The sequence below is a fragment of the Achromobacter sp. MUI-25009338 genome (assembly GCF_057359325.1).
Genome location: NZ_CM170627.1, coordinates 2,977,722 through 2,996,675, shown reverse-complemented (window position 1 = coordinate 2,996,675; position 18,954 = coordinate 2,977,722). Strand labels below are relative to the sequence as shown.

16 protein-coding genes are annotated in these 18,954 nt (G+C 69.1%); 2 read left to right on the top strand and 14 right to left on the bottom strand.

Annotated features, from left to right (window positions below):
• Positions 1 to 357: 357 nt before the first annotated feature.
• Positions 358 to 627 carry an H-NS histone family protein gene (locus AC1IQ6_RS14245; RefSeq protein ID WP_102771130.1) on the bottom strand — a complete coding sequence of 90 codons (270 nt, stop codon included), beginning with the start codon at positions 625 to 627 and terminating at the stop codon, positions 358 to 360.
• Between the two features lie 97 nt (positions 628 to 724).
• On the opposite strand from AC1IQ6_RS14245, the gene AC1IQ6_RS14240 reads away from it, so the two are divergent.
• Entirely contained in the window at positions 725 to 1,705 is a 981-nt protein-coding gene (locus AC1IQ6_RS14240; RefSeq protein WP_102771131.1) for an AraC family transcriptional regulator, read from the top strand.
• 15 nt (positions 1,706 to 1,720) lie between these two features.
• Here AC1IQ6_RS14240 and AC1IQ6_RS14235 read toward each other — a convergent pair whose 3' ends face one another.
• The 13 genes from AC1IQ6_RS14235 to AC1IQ6_RS14175 all read right to left on the bottom strand — a co-directional run bounded on the left by AC1IQ6_RS14235 (position 1,721) and on the right by AC1IQ6_RS14175 (position 17,398).
• Positions 1,721 to 2,707, bottom strand: a complete 987-nt coding sequence (locus tag AC1IQ6_RS14235; RefSeq protein ID WP_246842377.1) for a hypothetical protein — start codon at positions 2,705 to 2,707, stop codon at positions 1,721 to 1,723.
• 10 nt (positions 2,708 to 2,717) lie between these two features.
• Positions 2,718 to 3,500, bottom strand: coding sequence for a bestrophin-like domain (locus AC1IQ6_RS14230; protein ID WP_102771132.1), 783 nt, complete (start codon positions 3,498 to 3,500; stop codon positions 2,718 to 2,720).
• 39 nt (positions 3,501 to 3,539) lie between these two features.
• Positions 3,540 to 4,652, bottom strand: coding sequence for a BamA/TamA family outer membrane protein (locus tag AC1IQ6_RS14225; RefSeq protein WP_485866573.1), 1,113 nt, complete (start codon positions 4,650 to 4,652; stop codon positions 3,540 to 3,542).
• A gap of 5 nt (positions 4,653 to 4,657) precedes the next feature.
• Positions 4,658 to 7,183: a spermidine synthase gene (locus AC1IQ6_RS14220; RefSeq protein WP_485864785.1), complete on the bottom strand. Its 2,526-nt coding sequence runs from the start codon at positions 7,181 to 7,183 to the stop codon at positions 4,658 to 4,660.
• 72 nt (positions 7,184 to 7,255) lie between these two features.
• Positions 7,256 to 8,878: an arylsulfatase gene (locus AC1IQ6_RS14215; RefSeq protein ID WP_102771134.1), complete on the bottom strand. Its 1,623-nt coding sequence runs from the start codon at positions 8,876 to 8,878 to the stop codon at positions 7,256 to 7,258.
• A gap of 46 nt (positions 8,879 to 8,924) precedes the next feature.
• Positions 8,925 to 9,959, bottom strand: coding sequence for an HAD family hydrolase (locus AC1IQ6_RS14210; protein ID WP_219929560.1), 1,035 nt, complete (start codon positions 9,957 to 9,959; stop codon positions 8,925 to 8,927).
• On the bottom strand, positions 9,959 to 11,299 hold the full coding sequence (locus tag AC1IQ6_RS14205) for a hypothetical protein (RefSeq protein ID WP_246842376.1): 1,341 nt from the start codon (positions 11,297 to 11,299) through the stop codon (positions 9,959 to 9,961). Before AC1IQ6_RS14205 ends, AC1IQ6_RS14210 begins: the two co-directional genes overlap by 1 nt.
• A complete protein-coding gene (locus AC1IQ6_RS14200; RefSeq protein WP_485864784.1) occupies positions 11,296 to 12,807 on the bottom strand; it encodes a vWA domain-containing protein in 1,512 nt (503 codons plus the stop codon). Before AC1IQ6_RS14200 ends, AC1IQ6_RS14205 begins: the two co-directional genes overlap by 4 nt.
• Positions 12,798 to 13,814 (bottom strand): VWA domain-containing protein, encoded by a 1,017-nt coding sequence (locus AC1IQ6_RS14195; protein ID WP_485864783.1) that lies wholly within the window; start codon positions 13,812 to 13,814, stop codon positions 12,798 to 12,800. The genes AC1IQ6_RS14200 and AC1IQ6_RS14195 overlap by 10 nt, the downstream gene beginning before the upstream one ends.
• Positions 13,801 to 14,307 (bottom strand): DUF4381 domain-containing protein, encoded by a 507-nt coding sequence (locus AC1IQ6_RS14190; RefSeq protein ID WP_485864782.1) that lies wholly within the window; start codon positions 14,305 to 14,307, stop codon positions 13,801 to 13,803. Before AC1IQ6_RS14190 ends, AC1IQ6_RS14195 begins: the two co-directional genes overlap by 14 nt.
• On the bottom strand, positions 14,304 to 15,242 hold the full coding sequence (locus AC1IQ6_RS14185) for a DUF58 domain-containing protein (protein WP_102771139.1): 939 nt from the start codon (positions 15,240 to 15,242) through the stop codon (positions 14,304 to 14,306). The genes AC1IQ6_RS14190 and AC1IQ6_RS14185 overlap by 4 nt, the downstream gene beginning before the upstream one ends.
• Positions 15,243 to 15,251: 9 nt before the next feature.
• The gene (locus AC1IQ6_RS14180; protein WP_485864781.1) at positions 15,252 to 16,211 is read right to left on the bottom strand and encodes an AAA family ATPase; all 960 of its coding nucleotides are present in this window, start codon (positions 16,209 to 16,211) and stop codon (positions 15,252 to 15,254) included.
• 38 nt (positions 16,212 to 16,249) lie between these two features.
• Positions 16,250 to 17,398, bottom strand: a complete 1,149-nt coding sequence (locus tag AC1IQ6_RS14175) for a formylglycine-generating enzyme family protein (RefSeq protein WP_102771821.1) — start codon at positions 17,396 to 17,398, stop codon at positions 16,250 to 16,252.
• A gap of 528 nt (positions 17,399 to 17,926) precedes the next feature.
• Here AC1IQ6_RS14175 and AC1IQ6_RS14170 point away from each other — a divergent pair.
• Positions 17,927 to 18,952 carry a TauD/TfdA family dioxygenase gene (locus AC1IQ6_RS14170; protein WP_479729815.1) on the top strand — a complete coding sequence of 342 codons (1,026 nt, stop codon included), beginning with the start codon at positions 17,927 to 17,929 and terminating at the stop codon, positions 18,950 to 18,952.
• Positions 18,953 to 18,954 lie beyond the last annotated feature (2 nt).

Below are 18,954 nucleotides of genomic sequence, written 5' to 3'. Positions count from 1 at the left end.
TCAACGATCTGGCGTTGAACCCGGTTTGTCGTCGTTATTCCGAACGCGGACCCGCCGGCTTGCGGCGTTTGCGCCGCACCCCTCCGGCGCGGCGGCCCGTCACGCTATTTAGAAATCATTTGTCATGAAACGCGGCGGTTAATTCGTTGCAATTGAAAAAATAATGCGAAAGCCTGCCCCGCGCTATCCGAAATACGAAATCTCGGGGCCGATTGTTGCCAGAGCGCACGCCACGGTTAAATAGATTTACCGCAGATACTTGTAGTTACCTGAGGCGCGCCGCATGACTGCTTGCCGATTATCCGAAACCAGGCCGAAAATGCCGTGAAGCGCCCTGGGGCGGATTTGGCAGGAGTTTCAATCGACGCGGAAGCGGCTGCGGTCTTCTCCCCTGATCCAGTTCGGCGGCCTGCCTATGCCGTTCCAGGTCTGGCCGGTTTCCGGGTGGCGATAGCGCACCAGGTCGGAAAGGTCGGGACCGAATAATTGTTCGGCGGTGATGCCGTATTCGCGGATTTTCTGGCGCATGTCGGCCAGCACTACCTGCAGTTCCTGCCGGCGCAGGCGATTCGCCTCCACTTCGAGACACCGTATGCGCTGCTTGACCTGCCGGTAGTTTTCCGTCATAAAGTCAACCCGATGGTGAATTCGCGATAAAAAAAGTAATAGCAAGCTGTTTATTACGCTATCCGAAAAGCGAAATATTCGAGGGGTTTTTCTTAATATGCCGATTCAAGCTGCCTATTTGCGGCATGTTTATTCGGGGCTTGAGCCCCTGCAGGCGTTTGATGTGGTGTATGGCAGTACTTTCGAGCATCGGCTGGTGTCCTCGCAATTGGCGAACATGGAGCATCAGCGGCTCGTCCTCGGCGACGTCCGGCTGGAAATGGGACGGTACGAATTCCCGGTAATCGCCAACGGCAGCATGCCGAAAGACGGAATCTGCATCGCCTTCATGGCCGAGGGCAGCGACGTCACGCGATACAACACCGAGGCCATCGGCGCCGAAGAGATACAGGTCTATCCGCCCGGGGTCGAGCTTCTTTACCACGCGACCGGGCTTTCGCGCTGGGTCAATTTCACCGTGCCCGAAGAACGCCTGCAGAACGTCGCCATTGCGCGCACCGGCAGGCCGTTGCGGATGAAAAGGCGCGCGGCCTATTCGGTGCGGCTGCGCGCCGGCGGGCGCGGCGTCCTGGGCACGCTGACCAGCGACGCGATGGTGATGGCGCGGCGCCTGTCCGCCGACGGTGGCATGGCGCCGGCCCTGGTCGAGACGATCTGCGAGTCGCTGGTCGCCGGCTACGTGGACGCGCTGACGTCCGCCGAGCCGCTGGACAAGGCCGACGACTTGCCGGTGGCGGAACGCCATCGGCGCCTGGTCATGGCGTGCGAGCGCCTGGTGCTTTCCGGAGAGGCCGCGGATATCGCGCTCGGCGAAGTCGCGCGGCGCAGCGGCTATACCCTGCGCTCGCTGGAGATGATTTTTCGCCGCAGCGTCGGCATGACGCCGGGGCGCTGGTTCATGACGGCGCGGCTCAACGGCGCGCTGCGCGACCTGCTTACCTGCAGCCGCAGCGCCACCGTTTCCGACATCGCGATGAAATGGGGTTTTCGCCATATGTCCAGATTCGCCGAATACTACAGGCGGACGTTCGGAGAGCTGCCCAGCGCCACCCTGGCCCGCACGGGCGTGCGCCCGTAGGCAGGCCGAGCGGCCTCAGAAACTCACCGCCAGCCCCACCGAAAAGCCCGACACGTTATTGCCGAACACGTAGCGCCCCACCACGCGGGTGCGGGTGATGAACACGTTGTAGGCGCTCGAATCCAGCTCCAGGCCGGCGCCCACCGAGGTCAGGCGGTCGAAACCCAGTATGCCCTTCTGGTCGCCCAGGAACTCGGAGTGCGTCAGCTCCAGCACGTAGCGCAGCGGCCGTTGCAGCAGGATCGCGCCGGTCGGCGCGCGGTAGCGCGCCCACAGGTTCGCGGACTGGGCGACGGCGTTGCCGCTGACCGCTGCCGAGCTGTCGAAGCTTTGCAGCCGGATGTCGGAATAGCGCAGTTCCACGTCCACTTCATAGCCGGGCCGGTAGTGCTCGTAGTCCAGCATGATGGAGCCGCCCAGGCCGTAGGCGTTGAGCGAGCCGCGGTCCAGGAAGTCGATGTCCTTGCCGGTGCGCTGCCCCACGTACCAGCTGGCCGCGCGCAGGTCGCTGGTGACGTTGCCCAGCGCGAAGTTGAAGATGGGCCGCAGCTTGAGCTCGTCGGTCAGCTTGAAGTCCCAGCCTATGCCGCCGGTGGCGGAGACGCTGTTCCATTTGGTCGGGATGCGGCGGGTTTCGGCGCCCTGGGTGGCGACGAAGGTCGGGTCGTAGCGGCTGCCGGCCAGCACGCCTTCCAGGTAGACGGGGAAGGAATCGGAGATCGTGTCGCCGCCGCCCAGCTGGGTCATGAAGAACTCGTTCGATCCGGTGGTCGAACCGCCGCCGCTGCCGATGTTCAGCGAACTGGTGGTGATGTCGGGAACGATGGAGAACGACATCAGCGCCAGCACGCCGTTGGCGCGCTTTTGCAGGTCGTCCTTGCTCAGCCGCAGGCCCTGGCTCCAGGCCGCCGCGGGCGCGGCGCAGGCCGCGGCCAGCAGTGTCCAGGCGCCCAGGCGGGCGGCCGCCCGCTTCTTTCCCAACCGCCTATGCTTGCTTGCCATGGGAGCCTTCCTATTTGGCGCCGCCGGCCGGATCGACCATGGACTGCCGCTGCGCCACCAGCAAGGCGTCGCTCTGGTCGATGCGTATGGTGCCGATGCGCGGGAACTCGAAGTCGATGATGATGTACAGGGCCGCCGTCATGACCACGGCATAGATCACCTGGTGCAGCAGCGTCTTGCGCCTGGTCGAGGCCAGGTTCAGGCCGACGAGGCCGGCCGCGACCAGCGTCAGGAAGCCCAGGAACACGTAGGTCGCGATGGGCGGATGCACCTTCTGCGCCACGGTCTGGGCGCTGGCGACGTCGAACATTTCGTTGACCGCGCCGACGTAGGAAGCGGCGAACGGCGGCACGCTGGCGCGCGCGGCCTGCATCGAGGTGGCCCAGATCTGCGTCTGCAGCGCCGAGACCTCGGAGGCGATCGCGTCGCGGCGCTCCAGGTCGGCCACGTTGCGGTAGTACTCGATGCGCTTGTCCACGTAGCGGCGGAACTGGTCGCGCAACTGGGGCTGGTCGCCGGCGTGGACCATGTCGATGCGCAGCCAGGCGGTGCCGATGGCGTTGACCTCCTGCACCAGCAGCTCGCGGCGGTCGGCCATGCGCTGGGCCGCGCCGGAGAACGTGAAGGCCACCAGCAGGCCCAGCAGCGCGAATACCGAGCCTTCGATCACCGCGGCGCCGGAGCCGGACTTTTCGTCGGCCCCGCGCCCCAGCCATTTGCCCAGCTGCATCGCGATCAGCAGCAGCACGAAGAACGCAATGGTCAATCCCGCAAGCAGTAGCGAGTAATTCATTCGATCACCCTAGGTATCGTCATTATTGATGGAAAATCTTCATCGCCAGGCGCTCCCCACCTGGATGTAGAACGCGTTCTGGTCCTTGCTGTGGGCCACGTCTATGCCCACCGCCAGCCCCAGCTTGCGCGCGATCAGGTAGCGAAAGCCCGCGCCCACGCTGACCACGGTCGTCGCGTCGGAAAAAGTCGTCCAGTTGCCGTAGGCTTTGCCCACGCCGCCGAATCCCAGCAGCGACCAGCGCGGCGTGGCGTGCCAGCGCAGTTCGGCTTCCAGCGCCAGGGCGTCGCGGTCCTGGTAGCGGCCGCGCGAGACGCCGCGCAGGTCGACATAGGGTTGCGCATAGAACGGCACGGCGCCGCGCGTGAACTGTCCGTCGCCGCGCAGGCCCAGGGTCCAGCGCGGCGCGACCGGCGTCCAGTGATAGCCGCGGGCGCGGTAGCTTTCGAAGGATTGGTCGCTGCCCAGCCAGCTGCGCGAGAACTGGGCTTCCAGCTCGGCATAGGTGCCGCGGTTGGGATAGAACATGTTGTCGCGCGTGTCGTAGTCCAGCACCAGCCCGGCCTTGCCGATGCGCTGGGCCATCTCCGCCGCCGAAAGCTCGTTGGCGGCCTCGCCGGTAAAGCGCGTGTCCGAGCGGAAATAGGTGTAGCGCGGGCCGACGTACCAGGGCGTGTCCGCGACCCTGGCCAGCACCTGCTGCACCAGGAACGTGCCCTTCACTTCGTAGCTGCGCCCGTGGCTGAAGGCGCCGTAGTATTCGAGATTGGCGCGTCCCTGGGCCAGCGCGCCCAGGTAGCGGTAGCGGTCGCCGTCCCAGCTATGGAAGTGGAACAGCCCGGCGCCGCGCGAGCCGTTCTCGGTGGCCAGTCCGCCGATGCCGGTGATGTTGGGCGGGGCCTTGCGCGCCTCGCCGGCCTGGTCGGCGGCCTCGGCCTGCCCGGCCGACTCGGAGAAGTACAGCAGCATCAGGCCGCCGCCATAGCCGACGGCCGGCTCGGTGATCACGACGGGCACGGGCAAGGCGCCCTGGTGGCGCAGCAGGAAGTCGCTGGTGTCGAAGTCGCCGTCGCTCGAATCGGTGAACGACGGCGTTTCGCCGCGAGCCGGGGCATGCGCCATCAGGCCGCACAGGATCGTGGCCATGACCATGCGCATCATCTCGTATCGGCGCCCGCCATGAACCAGCGCAGATAGGGATTGGCCTGCGCCAAGCGGGCCAGCGCCGCCGCGCTCTCGCTCCATTCGGCCCGGTCGCCGCGGTAGGCGGCCAGCGCGCTTCGATAGAACAGGTCCAGCGCGCCGCGCTCGTTCTCTATCTCCTGGGTCAGCGATTGGGCGTGCGGCCCCAGCGGCGGGTCGCTGCGCAGCGCCAGCAGGGCCGGCAGCGTGCGCACGATTTCGCGCGGCCGGACCCAGGGGGCGTACTCGATGGCCGGACGGTCGTCGGTCACGGGCGCCGCATCGCCGGCGAAGCGCGCCAGCCCTTCCCTGTCGGTCACCCAGGTGGCCAGCAGCGCCGCCGGCGAGCCGACACCCACTTCCGCCAGGGCCTGGCGCAATTGCGGCTGGGCCATGCGCGCGGCGATGCGGCCGGCGTCCAGCGGCATGGGCTGCATGGAGCCCACCAGCAGCATCTCGTGCATTTCGGTGGTCCAGAGCGTGGCGTGCGGAAACACCGCGATGAAGCTGGCCACCAGGGCGCGCGTGTCGTCCAGGTTCTGCGTGGGCAGCGGCAGCCATTGCGCGACCACGCCCTTGGGATTCAGGCGCGACGCCGCCAGTTGGTAGAAGTCGCGCGAATAGAGATTGACCACGCCGGCGGCCGAGGGCGGCGGCGGTTCCAGGGTGATCAGGTCGTAGTGGTCATCGCGGGTCAGCAGCTCGCGCCGGCCGTCGCGCAGGCGGCGTTCCAGGCCCGGGTCGGCGGCGGCGTCGTAGCTGCCCTTGAACAAAGACCCCGCGCGCAGCACGCCGGGCAGCAGTTCGGCGACCACGCGGCGGTCCAGGCCGGGATAGCGCGACAAGGCGCCGGCGGTGATGCCGGTGCCATAGCCGATCACCAGGGCCGAGCGCGGCTCGCCGGCATGGACGATCAGCGGCAGCAGCGCCTGCAGCCGCATGTAGCGCAGCGACGGCATGGCGTCGCCGGAATTGGACACGCCCTGGATGTAGAGCCGGCGGAAGCGTTTCTCGCCCGCGCCGCGCTCCACGACGGCGACCGTGCCGCCATGGCTTTCCTCGTAGAACACCAGCGTGCTGTCCTTGGCGCCCGGCAGCAGCCGCGCCAGGTGATCGGCCGGCAGCGCCCAGCCCACGATCAGTACGGCGCCCAGCAGCGCCGCCGCCACGGCCCGCGTCATCGGCGCGCGCGCGCGCCAGGCCGCCGCAATGCCGATGGCGCAGGCGATCGCGGCCAGCAGCGCCAGGCCGCGCGCGGCGCCCAGGCGCGGCAGCAGCACGAAAGCGACCAGCAGCGTGCCGGCGATCCCGCCCAGCGTATTGCCGGCCAGCACCAGCCCCGCGCCCTGCCCGCGCCGGGCGGGCGGCACCGCGATGCGCAGCACGGCGGGAAACGCCGCGCCCAACAGCAGCGTCGGCGCCAGCACCACCACCGCGGCCACCACGGCGAAGCGCGCGCTCATGCCGGCCAGTCCGCTGTCGCTCCAGCGCCGCACCGCGGCCTCGGCCAGCGTCTGTGCCTGGATCAGCCAGGGGCCCAGCAGCGCCATGGCCACCAGCGCGGCCACCCCGGCGCCGGCGATCAGGAGCGCGAATACGCGCCACGGGTCGCGCAGGCGGTGCTCCCAGCGCGCGTACAGCGCCGCGCCCAGGGCCAGCCCGCCAAGATAGACCGCAAGCACCACGGAGAAAGCGAACGCCCGCGTGCTCATGAAAGGAACCACCATCTGCGACCACAGCACTTCGTAGCCCATCGCGACCGCGCCGGCGGCGCTGTACAGGCCGATGGCCAGCCATGCGCCTTCCGGCTGCGCGGCCGGGATTGCCGCCTGCTCGCGGACCGGGGCGGCCTGGGCGCGGCGTTGCAGCGCCCAGGCGCCGGCCGCGGCGGCGAGATTCAGGCCCGCCGCCGCGCAGGCCGTGCCGAATACGCCGTAGGCCGGGATCAGCACGAAGGCCGGCAGCAAGGCGCCGGCGATGGCGCCGGCGGTGTTGGCGGCGTACAGCACGCCGCCGGCCCGTCCGACCTGGCCGGCGCCGCAGGCCCGCAGCAATACCGGCAGGGTTCCGCCCATCAGCATTGGCGGCACGGCCACCAGCGCCAGTATCGCCAGCCAGGCCAGCCACGGCATGGCCTGTTCCGCGCGCGCGAACGGCAGCGCGCCGCGGGCCAGCGCCCAGGTCACCGCCAGGGCCAGCAAAGCCACGCAGAGCTCGATGCCGGCGTACAGGCGCATGGGCCGCAAGCTGCGGTCGGCCAGCCGGCCCAGCCAGGCGCTGCCCACCGCCAGGCCGAAGAAAAAGCCGCTGACGGCGATCGCGATGGCGTGGACTTCCACGCCCACGATCAGCGACAGCTGCTTGATCCACACGATCTGGAATATCAATGCGGCCGTGCCGGAAAGCGCCAGCAGGCCGGCCGCGGCCCACAGGCCGCCGGCGGCGCCGGCACGCGCGTCGGTCGTGGCCGAAGCCGGCATTTCTCGCAGCGCTGAATTCATAAAGTCCTGCTATCCCGGGTTTACGCAGTCAGGCGGCGGGCCGAAGGTGTCCGGACCCGCCGCCGCCCTGCCCTACTTGCCTTGCTTCTTGGCGGCTTCTTCGAACTGCTTTTCGATCGCGCGGTCCACTTCGGCCTGCACCTGGTCCACGCTGAAGGTGGCCGGGCGCTGGCTGGGCGGATACTCGATGAACGTCTGCAGGAACTGCGCGGCCTTCATCGAGGCCATCAGCACCAGATAGTCGTTCTTCACCAGCCAGTCGTAGTACTGGTTGGAAACCACGTCGGCGCGTTCATACGGGTCCATGCGCAGGTTGAACAGCTTGGGCACGCGCAGGCACACGAACGGATCCTTCCAGACATCGAAGCCGCCGGGCGCCTGCTGTTCGCAGAACACGGCCTTCCAGTTCTGGTAGCGCATGGCCACCAGCATGCCGTCGTCGTTGAAGTAATAGAAGTCGTTACGCGCGCTTTCCGGGTCCTTGCCGGTCAGGTAGTCGAGCTGGTTGTAGCCGTCCAGGTGGACCTTGTAGCTCTTGCTCGCGCCGTTCGGCGTCCAGCCCTTGAGCAGGCGTTGCTTGACGTCCGTGTCGCCCACCGCGGCCAGCAGCGTGGGGAACCAGTCCAGGCCCGACACGATGCCCGTCTTGACCTCGCCCGCCGGGATATGGCCCGGCCAGCGCACCATCGCCGGCACGCGGTATGCGCCTTCCCAGTTGGAGTTCTTTTCGTTGCGGAACGGCGTGGTCGCCGCGTCCGGCCAACTGAACTGGTTGGGACCGTTGTCGGTGGTGTAGATCACGATGGTGTTGTCGGCGATGCCCAGGTCGTCGAGCTTCTTGAGCAGCTTGCCCACGTCCTGGTCATGCTCCCACATGCCGTCGGCGTAGTCGTTGCCCGGCATGCCGCTCTTGCCACGGTGCGCGTCGCGGATGTGGGTGTAGACATGCATGCGCGTGGTGTTCATCCACACGAAGAACGGCTTGTCGCCCTTGCCGTGCTTGTCGAGGTAGTCGAGCGCCGCGCCGACCGTCTCGTCGTCGATGGTTTCCATGCGCTTTTTCGTCAGCGCCCCGGTGTCTTCCACCTTGCCGTCGGCCGAAGCCTTGATCACGCCGCGCGGCGTGAAGTTCTTCACGAACGAATCGTCGGCGCCCTTGGGCCAGTACGGACGCTCCGGTTCTTCCTCGGCGTTCAGGTGATACAGGTTGCCGAAGAATTCGTCGAAGCCGTGCTTGGTGGGCAGGTACTCGTCACGGTCGCCGAGGTGGTTCTTGCCGAACTGCGCGGTCACGTAGCCGTGCGACTTCAGCGCCTGGGCGATGGTGATGTCGCGGTCCTGCAGGCCGACCGGCACGCCGGGCATGCCGACCTTGGACAGGCCGGTGCGGCGCGGCACCTGCCCGGTGATGAAGGTCGACCGCCCCGCCGTGCAGCTGTTTTCGGCGTAGTAGTCGGTGAAGATCAGCCCTTCCTTGGCGATCCGGTCGATGTTCGGCGTGGTGTAGCCGACCACGCCCCTGGAGTAGGCGCTGATGTTCGTCTGGCCGATGTCGTCGCCGAAGATGACGAGTATGTTCGGCTTCTTGCCGGAATCCTGGCCCTTGGCCTGCGCGCCCTGGGCATGCGCCGCCCCGGCCATCGCCAGCCCTCCTGCGGCGATGAGCGCCGCTCCCAACCATCGTGTTGCTTTCATTACCGCTCTCCTTGCCCGTGCTCGGGCCCCTGGGTCAACAAAAAGATCAAGGCTTCTCGAAGCCGTAGACCTGCTTCCACTCCTGCTGCATGTCGACGACCGTCCAGCCGCGGGCGCGGGCCTCGTCCAGCGCCTTGTCCAGGCGGCCGAAGCTCGACTGCCGGTCATAGGCCCATTCGCGCTTGGCGTCGGTGTGATGAACCAGCCCGGCGAAGCGCTTGCCAGGGCCGGCCATGGTCCACTGCAGCATCTGCAGGTCGCCGTCGGAGTTGCCGAAGGCCAGGATCGGGCGGCGCCCGATGCCGTGCTGGATCGCCACCGGCTTGCCGGGGCCGTCGTCGTTGAACGCCAGCTTGGCCTGGCGCATCAGCCGCGGCTGGCCCTGGTCGAGCTGGTAGACCGTGGTCACGCTGCTGCCGATCACCTGTTCGGGCGGGATGCCGTAGGCGGCCTGCGTCCATGGCCGCATGAATTCGACCTCGCCGCCGGAAACGATGTAGGTCTTGAAATCGTGCGCGCGCAGATAGTCCAGCAGTTCGCGCATGGGGGCGTAGGTCATGCTGGTGTACGGCAGGCCGGTGCGCGGATGGCGCGCGGTCTTGAGCCAGTCCTGCACGCTCTGGGTGAAATCGGCCGTGGTCATGCCGCCGTGGGTCGCGGCCACGATCTCCAGCATGCCGCGTTGGCCGCTCTTGGCCAACGCGGCGCGGTCGCCCTCCAGCACGGCCTTGAACGGCTGGCGGCTGCGCCATTCGGGATGGGATGGCGCCAGGGCCTGCACCCGGTCCAGCGAGAATTGCAGCTCGAAATACATGGGCTGCTCGCTCCACAGCGTGCCGTCGTTGTCGAACACGGCGATGCGCTCGTCCGGCGCGACGAAGTCGGGGCTGCCGGGCGTGGCCACGGCCTGCACGAACTCGACGATGGCGCTGCGCGAAGGCCCGTCGTTCCAGGACGGCAGCGCAGCCTGCGGCCGCGATTGCGGTTCGGTGGCCGCGCAGCCGGCCAGCAGGCCCAGCGCCAGCAGCCAGGTCCAGGCGGTCAGGCGCCGCAGGCTTTGAAGTGGATCGATACGCCGCATCATTGTCTCCCCATGCGTGTTGCTCGTCGCGGTTGTACGGAATTCAGTTCCGCCGGCAAGGCGTGGCGGTCCGGGGCGCGGCGGCGCCAGGCCTTGCGCCAGCCGCGGCTGGCGGAGGCGAGCTGCCCGCGCCAGCCGGCATGCCCGGCGCCTGCGCCATACGCCTGGCGCAGCGCGTTTTCCGCCAGGCTGCGATCGGCCGGCGACATCCGCGCCAGCGCGCCGCGCAGCCCGACGGCGCCGCGGATGCGCCGCAGCCAGCGATAGCACGCGCTCAGGCCCGGCTCGGCGCCGCGCGCCTCGCGCCGCCAGGCGCGCCAGTAATAGGGTTCGCTGGCGCGCCAGCGCGCCTGCGCGCGCCGCAGGCCGGCCCGCAGCGCGCGCGCGAGCCGGCGCCACCAGGGCCAGCCCAGCCACAGCGCCAGCGCGGCGACGGCCGCGGCCAGCAGCGCCTGCATGGCGCCGGCGGGCAGCGCCCAGCGCAGGCCATGGCGCAGCTGCGCCAGGTCGTCGGCCAGCGAGAACGGCACCGCGGCCGCAGGCGCGGCGGCCACTTCGACTTCGCGGCCGGGCAGCGTCTGCGCGCGGGGTTCGCCGCTGGCGCCATCGGTCCAGTGCAGCGTGATGGGCGGCAAGGCGTAATGGCCAGGCTCCCGGGCCACGTAATCGGCCCGGTCGATGCGCTGGCCGCCCTTGAAGCGGCCGCGTCCGTCGGTCAGCGTCGTGACCTCGGGTTCGCGCGGATAGCGCTTGAAGTTCGGCACCTCGTCCAGCGGCGCGGGCTGCAGCAGCATGGCCTGCACGCCGTCGGCGCGCTGGGTGATGCTGCGCGTGATGCGTCCGCCCTGCACCAGCGGGTCGGGGGCGAGCGTGTAGTCCTGGGTGACGGTGAGTGCGCCCGCGACTTCACCGGGCTGCGCCTGCCCGGCGAACTCGATCTGCAGGGGCGCGCTGGCGGCCGTCGCGGCCGCGCCCGAGGGGCCGAGCTGCGCGCTCACGCTCAGCGCGGGGATGGCGATCGTGCCGGGCGCGGCCGCGCTCAGCAGGAAGGTGTAGCGCAGGCCGTTCAGCGGCACGCCGTCGCGGGTGTCGCGGATCAGTTCGGCCTGGCCGGAAGGCGGCGTCACCATCAGGCCGTTCACTTCCAGCGTGGGCAGTTGCGGCGGCTGGGTGAACCAGGTCGTGGTCATCACGTCCAGTTGCAGCTGCAGCGTGGCGCCGGTCTGCGCCTGCGCGGGCGCGCGCGCCGTGACGTACAGCTGCGGCGTGTCCTGGGCCCGGGCGGGCGCGGCCAGGATCAGCAGCAGCAACAGCAGCCAGCGGGTCAATGCGCGCATCATGGCCGCACCCCCGCGTCCTGGGCCGCGAACTTGCCGCGCAAAAAGCGCGCCGGCGACAGGGTCAGATTGCGCAGCCACACTTCCGCCGAGGCGGCCTGCTGCACCTGCACCGTGGCGAGCTGGCCGGCCTTGGCGCTGCGGTCGGCGATGGTCTGGTCCGGCGGTTCGGCCTGTTCGCCCTGCTGCTCCTGGCTCATGGCCGCCAGCAGCCGCGTCACGATGCCGCGATTGACCACGGCCGGCTCCCAGCCGGGCTTGAGCGCCAGCGCGCGGTCATAGGCGGCGAGCGCGGCGTCGTAGCGCCGCAGCCGGACCTGGGTGTTGCCCACGTAGAAATAGGCGTCGGCGCTGGTCAGTTGCGAAAACGCCTTCAGCGCGGCGGCGTAGTCGCCGGCGGCGTAGGCCGCGCGTCCCTTCCAGTAGGGGGCGGTGTAGTGGGCGGCGGCCGCCTGGTAATCGCCGCGTTCGAATGCGAGCCGGCCCTGCTGGTCGGGCGTCAGGAAAGCGTCGGCCAGGCCGCCGGCGCGCGTATCGGGCGGCGCGCCCAGCGCCAGCACGCCCGCCACCAGGCAAGCCTGCCAGCTCACGCGCCAGCCGCGCCGGACCGCGACCAGCGCCAGCAGCGCCAGGGGCCAGCACAGCCAGTAGCCGGCGTCCTTCCAGTGCGGCGGTCCGGAAAGCGCGTCCTGCACCGCTTCGAAGTGCTGCTGCGCGTGCAGCGTGATCCAGTCCAGATCGTCGGCGCTGGCCGTCAGGCTGCCCAGCGGCGCGCCGGCGGCGCGGGCCATATCGCGCAGCGCCGCCTCGTCGATGCCGCCCTGCGGCTGGCTGCGGCCAACGGCCATGATCAATACCTGCAGGTTAGCGGCGGCCTGGGCGCGCTGGCGCACCGCGTCCGCGGGCGCGGCGCCGTCGGTCATCAGCAGCAGCGTCCCGCCTGCGCGCTCGGCCGCCAGCATTTGCGCCGCCTGGTCGATGGCGCCGGCCACGTCGCGCCCTTCGCTCTGGATCAGTCCGGTGGACAGGGCCTGCACGAACAGGTCCAGCAGGTCGCGGTCATCGGTGGGCGGCAGCACCAGGTGGCTGCTGCCCGCGTAGGCGATCAGCCCGGTCTTGGCCCCGGCGCGGCGCGCCGCCAGGTCGCGCACGGTCTGCTTGGCGGCCTCCAGCCGCGACGGCGGCACGTCGGTGGCGTCCATCGAGGCCGACAGGTCCACCGCGACCACCAGCGGCGCCGTGTTGTCGAGGAAGCCGGGCTCGTCGCGCTGCCATGCCGGCCCGGCGGCGGCCACCGACGCCAGCGCCAGGAACAGCGCCAGCAGATCGAGCGGACGCGGACCGCGCGCGCCGGCCACGCGCACGGTCAGGTAAGGCAGCAGATGCGGGGCGATGCCGTGGCCGCGGCCGATGCCGGCCTGGCCGGCGCGCCCGGCCCACCACAGCGCGGCCGCCAGCGCCACGCCCAGCAGGAACCACGGCCGCAGGAAATGGAAGGCGCTCAGGTCCATGCGTCCTCCCTGCGCTTTTCCCGGCCCGCGTCCCCGCGGGCGCCGAGCCAGCCGCGCAAAGCGCCCGCCACGTGCCATAGCGCCAGCAGGCCGATGGCCGCCAGCAGCGGCACCCAGAAGTATTCGCGCGTGGGCTGGTGGCGCAGCGTCTTGACCTCCTGCGGCGTGAGACGGTCGAGTGTGTCGTACACCGCCTGCAGCGCGGCCAGGTCGGCGGCCTGGAAAAAGCTGCCGCCGGTGGCGCGCGCGATCGCCTGCAGCGCGCCGAAATCCACGCGGTCCTCGCCGCTGGCCCTGGGATCGCCGATGCCGATGGTGTGCACGGTGATGTGGTGCGCGGCGGCCAGCTCGGCCGCGCGCGGCGGCGGCACGGCGCTGCCGGTGTCGTTGCCGTCGGTCAGCAGGATCATCACCTTGTCGCGCTCGTCGGCCGCGTCCAGCATGCGGATGCCCAGCCCGATCGCGTCGCCGATGGCGGTGTTCGGCCCCGCCATGCCGACGGCGGTCTGGTCCAGCAGCAGCTGCAGCGTGGCGTGGTCGCGCGTCAGCGAGGCCTGCGGATAGGCGCCGGTGCCGAACACGATCAGGCCCAGCCTGTCGTTCTTGCGCTTGGCGATGAAGTCGGCCACCACCGCCTTGACGGCCTGCCAGCGCGTCGCCGGCCGGCCCTGCGCGTCGCGGAAGTCGGCGCTGTCCATGGACTGGGAAATGTCCACGGCCAGCAGGATGTCGCGCACCGGTTCCGTATGGGTCAGCGGCGGCTCCACCCATTGCGGACGCGCCAGCGCCAGCAGCACCAGCAGCCAGACCGCGACGTTGAGCCACAGCTGGCCGCGGCCGGCCTGGACGCCCGGGCGCGACGGCGATTTGCCGGTAAGCCGCGCCATGGCGTCGAAGAACGGCGTGCGCAAGGCGCTGCGCGCCTGCACGTAGGGAGGCAGATAGCGGTAGGCCAGCCATGCCAGCGGCGCGGTGGCCAGCAGCCAGAGGTATTCAAGCCGCCACATGGCCGTGCTCCGTCCGGTGCTTTTCCATCCACAGGCGGCTGGCGGCCAGCAGCGCGCGCAGCGCCGCCGGATCGAGTCCGCGCACCGCCGCGTCGGGCGCATAGGCCAGCGTCGCCAGCAGGCGCGCGCCGTCGTCGGGCATGGGCGGGCCGCAGCGCCCCATCCAGGCCAGCCAGGCCGGGCCGGCCAGCGACGGCAGCGCGTCGTCGCCCGGACTTGCGGCCAGCGCGGTGCGCTTGAGCAGATCCGGCAGGCGGCGCAGCGCCAGCGGATCGGCGGCGGCCGCGGTTTCCAGGCGTCCGAGTTCGGCCAGCGCCTCGCGCCGGTAGCGGTTGTCGCGATGCCGGCGCCAGGCGCGCGCGCCAAACCAGATGGCCGCGGCGGCGGCGGCCAGGGCCACCGCGGCCCAGCCCCAGGTCTGCGGCCAGTAGGAAACCGGCGGCGGCAGCGGCAGCTCGCGCAATTGGTCCAGGCCGGGCGGCGCGGCGCTCATGTCCGCCCTCCCCCCGGCCGCAGGCGGCCCAGTTCGCGGCGCAGCTGCATCAGCTCGTCCTGCGCCGTGTCTATGGTCAGCAGCGGCACGCGGCTGCGCCGCAGCAGGTCGGCCACTTCGCGCAGCCGGCCGCTGAAGAAATCCGCCAGCGGCTGGCGTTCGCGCTGCCGCCCCACCGCGATCTCCAGCTGCAATTCGCCCTGGGTCACCAGCAGGCGGCCGCGCCGCGGAATGTTCTGCGCCATGGGGTCGAACACCAGCACCGCGATCACGTCGTTGTGGGCGGCCAGTTGCCGCAGGCGGCGCAGCGTCTCGTCGTCTGCGCCCGCGAAATCGCTAACGATGCAGACCAGGCAGTCGTGCGGCGCCTGAGCCAGGGCCGCGCGCAGCGCAGCGTTCAGGCCTTCGGGGCGCGGCGGCCCGGGGCGTTCGGCCGACAGGCCGCGATTGGCGCGCACGATCTCCGCCAGGAAACCGCGCACGCGGTCGCGGCTGCGCAGCGGCTTGACGCCGCGCTGGCCCTCGTCGTCGAACACGATGCCGCCGACCCGGTCGCCGGCGCGCAGCGCCATCCACGCGGCCGCGGCGGACAGTCTTGCGCCCACCGCGCACTTGAAGGCCCGCACCGAACCGAAATACATGTTCATGCGCTGGTCCGCCAGCACCAGCGTGGGCCGGTCGCGTTCCTCGGTATAGGCGCGCACGTAGGGCTTGCCATAGCGCAGCGAGGCCCGCAGGTCCAGCTGGCGCAGGTCGTCGCCGGCCACATAGCGGCGCAATTCCGCGAAATCCAGGCCCCGTCCGCGCAGCCGCGAGCTATGCAGGCCGGCCAGCACGCTGCTCAGCGGCTGGCGCGCCAGGAACGACAGCCCCGCCACGGCGCCTTCGAGGGCGACCAGCTCGGCCAGCGGAGGATGCACGGGATGCGGCTGCATGGGCCATCCTCAGGCGGGCACCGCGACGCTGTCGAGCAGCCGGTCGATCACCGCGTCGGCGGTCACGCCGTCGGCGACGGCGTCGTAGGACAGATGCAGGCGATGGCGCAGGATCGGATGGGCGACTTCGCGCACGTCGTCCGGCGAGCTGAAATCGGCGCCGGCCAGCCAGGCGTGCACGCGCGCGGCCCGGTCCAGCGCGATGGCGCCGCGCGGGCTGGCGCCGACCTGTATCCAGCGCGCCAGCTCCGTGTCGGCCGGGCTGCGCGTGGCGTTGACCAGGTCCACGATATAGCGGTCGACCGCGGCGGCCACGTGCACCGCCGCCGCTTCGGCGCGGCAGGCGAACAGGTCTTCCTGCGACAGCCTGTCGGCGCCCGCATGGGAATCGGACGGCTGGCGCAGCAGCGCCAGCATCGCCGCCTCGTCGGCCGCCGCGGGATAGCCGAAGCAGATCTTCATCAGGAAGCGGTCCATCTGCGCCTCCGGCAAGGGATAGGTGCCTTCCTGTTCTATGGGGTTCTGCGTGGCCAGCACCATGAACAGCTCGGGCATGGCGCGCGTCACGCCGCCCACCGTGATCTGGCGTTCCTCCATCGCTTCCAGCAAGGCCGACTGCACCTTGGCCGGCGCGCGGTTGACCTCATCGGCCAGGATCAGGTTGCCGAACAGCGGTCCTTGCTGGAACGTCACCCGGTTGCGCCCTTCGGCATCCTGCTGCAGCACGTCGGCGCCGGTGATGTCCGACGGCAGCAGGTCCGGCGTGAACTGGATGCGGCTCATGTCCGCCGCCAGGTGCGCGGCCAGCGTCTTGACGGTGCGCGTCTTAGCCAGGCCCGGCAGGCTTTCGAGCAACACGTGGCCGTCGGCCAGCAGCGCGATAATGATTTCGCGGATCACCCGCTCCTGGCCCAGCACCGAGCCGGACACTGATTTTTCGAGCGCGAGAATGCCGTCGCGGTTCGCCATGCCCCTCCCCCGTAGACATCAAAACTGAAACGCGTTGCTCAGCGGCTTGCGACGCTTGCCTGTCTGGCCTGGGCCGTTTTCCATTGCTCCGGCGTCATGACGGTCCGGAAGCCGAGGTGCGACATGGGATTGAGCGGATCGGTGCCGCGCCGCGCGCTGGCGCGGTAGCTGATGCAATAAGTGTCGCTGCACAGGAAGGAGCCGCCGCGCGTCACGCGCTTGGGCGCCGAGGGCGGCACGATGCCGTCGTCCGGATCGAAGCTGTCGGACGGGCCGGCCGGGTCCTTGGGGGGCTGGCGGAACTGCGACTGGATCTGGAAGGCGTCGGCGCGGTACCAGTCGGCCGTCCACTGCCAGACGTTGCCGGCCATGTCGTAGAGCCCGTAGCCATTGGGCGTGTAGCTGCCCACCGGCGTCGTGCCGACCTGCACTTTTTCGTCCTTCACCACCGGGAACGGCTGCGCCTGCCGGGTGTCCCAGATGTTGGCCATGGCCTGCCCCTGCGGCAGCAATTCGTTGCCCCAGCTATAGGTGGCCTGCTCCAGGCCGCCGCGGGCGGCGTACTCCCATTCGGCCTCGGTGGGCAGGCGCTTGCCGGCCCACTTGGCGTAGGCCTGCGCGTCCTCGTACGACACCTGGACCACGGGATGGTCGTCCTTGCCGTCGATATTGCTGTTGGGGCCTTGCGGATGGCGCCAGTTGGCGCCCGGCACGAAACGCCACCAGCGCGAATAATCGCGCAGCGACACCTCGGTTTCGGTGCCGACGAACACCATGGCGCCGGGCACCAGCGCGCTCTCCGGCGGACGCGGCGTGCCGGCGGGCAACTGCGGCTGCAGGTCTTCCCAGCGGGGTTTTCTTTCCGCCGTGGTGACGTAGCCGGTGGCTTCGACGAAACGCCGGAATTGCGCGTTGGTCACGTCGTTCACGTCCATCCAGAAACCGCTGACGCGGACCTTGTGCGCGGGACGTTCGTTGGGCTGCGACATCTTGTGGTCGTTGCCCATGAGGAATGCGTTGCCGGGTATCCATGCCATGCCGGCCGGGCCGTTCTTGCCGTCGCCCAGCTTGACCACCGGCGCCTGGGGCGCGGAGGCGTCCGCGGAGCCCGCCAGATACGCGCCGAACGCGGCCGCAGCACCGAGAATCGCAGCCATTGCCAAACCGATCTTCAGCCCTTGCTTCACTTGCTTCTCCATCCTGGTAAGTCAAAGCCGAATGCCACGCATGGTGCGGTAATGCTGTTTTTATTTCTTGTTAGTGCCGGGAAAACCCGCAAGGGAAAACCCGGAAAGAAAACGCCTTTTAATGGCGTGCAGGCAGCGGTGCGAAAGCGGCGCTTGCCGCAGCGCGGTATTTTCCGTGCGAGTAGAGAAGATAATGCGTATCGCGCAAATACGCTATCCGAAAAGCGAAATCTCGGGGGCGTTCGGAAGGGTTTGTTGGATTAATAGTAATGCACGCGTCACAGCCGCCGGGTATGCGTTGCAGCGCGCCGGATAATCACGCCCGGCCGCGATATCGGCGGTTTTAACGATGCAACCTTATATGTATATCGAAACAATATCGAACGGAAATATTGACGCCGTGTATTAGCCGGCTGCTTTTCTTCGCGATTCGCGCCTTCCTAGGGTTTCTCTGGATAACACTTGATTGTCGGATTGTCGACAATGCAACAACAGTACAAATTTTTCCAGAGATCCGGGAGAGCTGCAATGCGTCTGACGAAACTGGAGGGACCCAGCGTTTGGAGAAGCGAGGAATTCGGCGGCCAGGAAGACTGGTGCCAGCGCCTCACGGAAGCGGAGCTGGCGGAAATCATGGCCGCGGTGCGCCATTGCCAAAGCCGCGGCACTCCCCTGTTCGAGATCGGCCGGGATGAATTTCCGCTGGACCGGCTGGCGCGGCGCTTCGAGCGCATCCGCGGGGAACTGGAAGGCGGACGCGGCTTCACCGTGCTGCGCGGGCTGGACCCCGCCAGCCTGGACCCGGAAGCCTGCAAACTCGTGATCTGGGGGCTGGCCCAGTACCTGGGCACGCCCGAGCCGCAGGACCGTTCGGGCAGCCTGCTGCACAGCGTGACCAATACCGGCAAGACCATCGCCAACAGCGATACCGCGCGCGGTTATGAAACCGACGACGAGCTGAAATTCCATAACGACGGCGGCGACGTCTTCATGCTGCTGTGCCTGCGCACCGCCAAGGAAGGCGGCGTCAGCAAACTGGTCAGCGCGGGCGCCCTGTTCAACGCCATCCTGCAGGAGCGCCCCGATTTGGCGGCGGTGCTGCAGCAGCCCTTTTATTTCGATTCGCGCGCGCAGAACCTGAACGAGAAGAAAGTCCAGGTGGTGCCGGTTTTCACCGAGCACATGGGTTATCTGAACGTGCTGTACAAGCGCCGCTACATCGTGACCGCCCAGCGCTTCGAGGACGTGCCGCGCCTGACGCCCGAGCAGGTTGAGGCGCTGGACATATTCGACCGCCTGTGCGCGGACCCCGCCCTGCAGCTCTCGTTCAGCATGCAGCCCGGCGATATCCAGATCGGCAACAACTATTCGATCCTGCACGCGCGCACCAAATACGTGGATTACGACGATCCGCAGCGCCGCCGCCATCTTTACCGCCTGTGGCTGACGCTGGAGAACAGCCGTCCGCTGCCCGAGGTGTTCGGGACGACGCGGGAGTTCGGGCCGTCATATGCGCGGCGCCAGCAGCGCGCGCAGGCCAACATGGAGCAGTGAAC

What these genes read in the sequence shown, in the direction of transcription:
- AC1IQ6_RS14245 (WP_102771130.1), bottom strand. Translation starts at nt 627, where the DNA reads ATGACGGAAAACTACCGGCAGGTCAAGCAGCGCATACGGTGTCTCGAA.
- AC1IQ6_RS14240 (WP_102771131.1), top strand. Translation starts at nt 725, where the DNA reads ATGCCGATTCAAGCTGCCTATTTGCGGCATGTTTATTCGGGGCTTGAG.
- AC1IQ6_RS14235 (WP_246842377.1), bottom strand. Translation starts at nt 2,707, where the DNA reads ATGGCAAGCAAGCATAGGCGGTTGGGAAAGAAGCGGGCGGCCGCCCGC.
- AC1IQ6_RS14230 (WP_102771132.1), bottom strand. Translation starts at nt 3,500, where the DNA reads ATGAATTACTCGCTACTGCTTGCGGGATTGACCATTGCGTTCTTCGTG.
- AC1IQ6_RS14225 (WP_485866573.1), bottom strand. Translation starts at nt 4,652, where the DNA reads ATGGTCATGGCCACGATCCTGTGCGGCCTGATGGCGCATGCCCCGGCT.
- AC1IQ6_RS14220 (WP_485864785.1), bottom strand. Translation starts at nt 7,183, where the DNA reads ATGAATTCAGCGCTGCGAGAAATGCCGGCTTCGGCCACGACCGACGCG.
- AC1IQ6_RS14215 (WP_102771134.1), bottom strand. Translation starts at nt 8,878, where the DNA reads ATGAAAGCAACACGATGGTTGGGAGCGGCGCTCATCGCCGCAGGAGGG.
- AC1IQ6_RS14210 (WP_219929560.1), bottom strand. Translation starts at nt 9,959, where the DNA reads ATGCGGCGTATCGATCCACTTCAAAGCCTGCGGCGCCTGACCGCCTGG.
- AC1IQ6_RS14205 (WP_246842376.1), bottom strand. Translation starts at nt 11,299, where the DNA reads ATGATGCGCGCATTGACCCGCTGGCTGCTGTTGCTGCTGCTGATCCTG.
- AC1IQ6_RS14200 (WP_485864784.1), bottom strand. Translation starts at nt 12,807, where the DNA reads ATGGACCTGAGCGCCTTCCATTTCCTGCGGCCGTGGTTCCTGCTGGGC.
- AC1IQ6_RS14195 (WP_485864783.1), bottom strand. Translation starts at nt 13,814, where the DNA reads ATGTGGCGGCTTGAATACCTCTGGCTGCTGGCCACCGCGCCGCTGGCA.
- AC1IQ6_RS14190 (WP_485864782.1), bottom strand. Translation starts at nt 14,307, where the DNA reads ATGAGCGCCGCGCCGCCCGGCCTGGACCAATTGCGCGAGCTGCCGCTG.
- AC1IQ6_RS14185 (WP_102771139.1), bottom strand. Translation starts at nt 15,242, where the DNA reads ATGCAGCCGCATCCCGTGCATCCTCCGCTGGCCGAGCTGGTCGCCCTC.
- AC1IQ6_RS14180 (WP_485864781.1), bottom strand. Translation starts at nt 16,211, where the DNA reads ATGGCGAACCGCGACGGCATTCTCGCGCTCGAAAAATCAGTGTCCGGC.
- AC1IQ6_RS14170 (WP_479729815.1), top strand. Translation starts at nt 17,927, where the DNA reads ATGCGTCTGACGAAACTGGAGGGACCCAGCGTTTGGAGAAGCGAGGAA.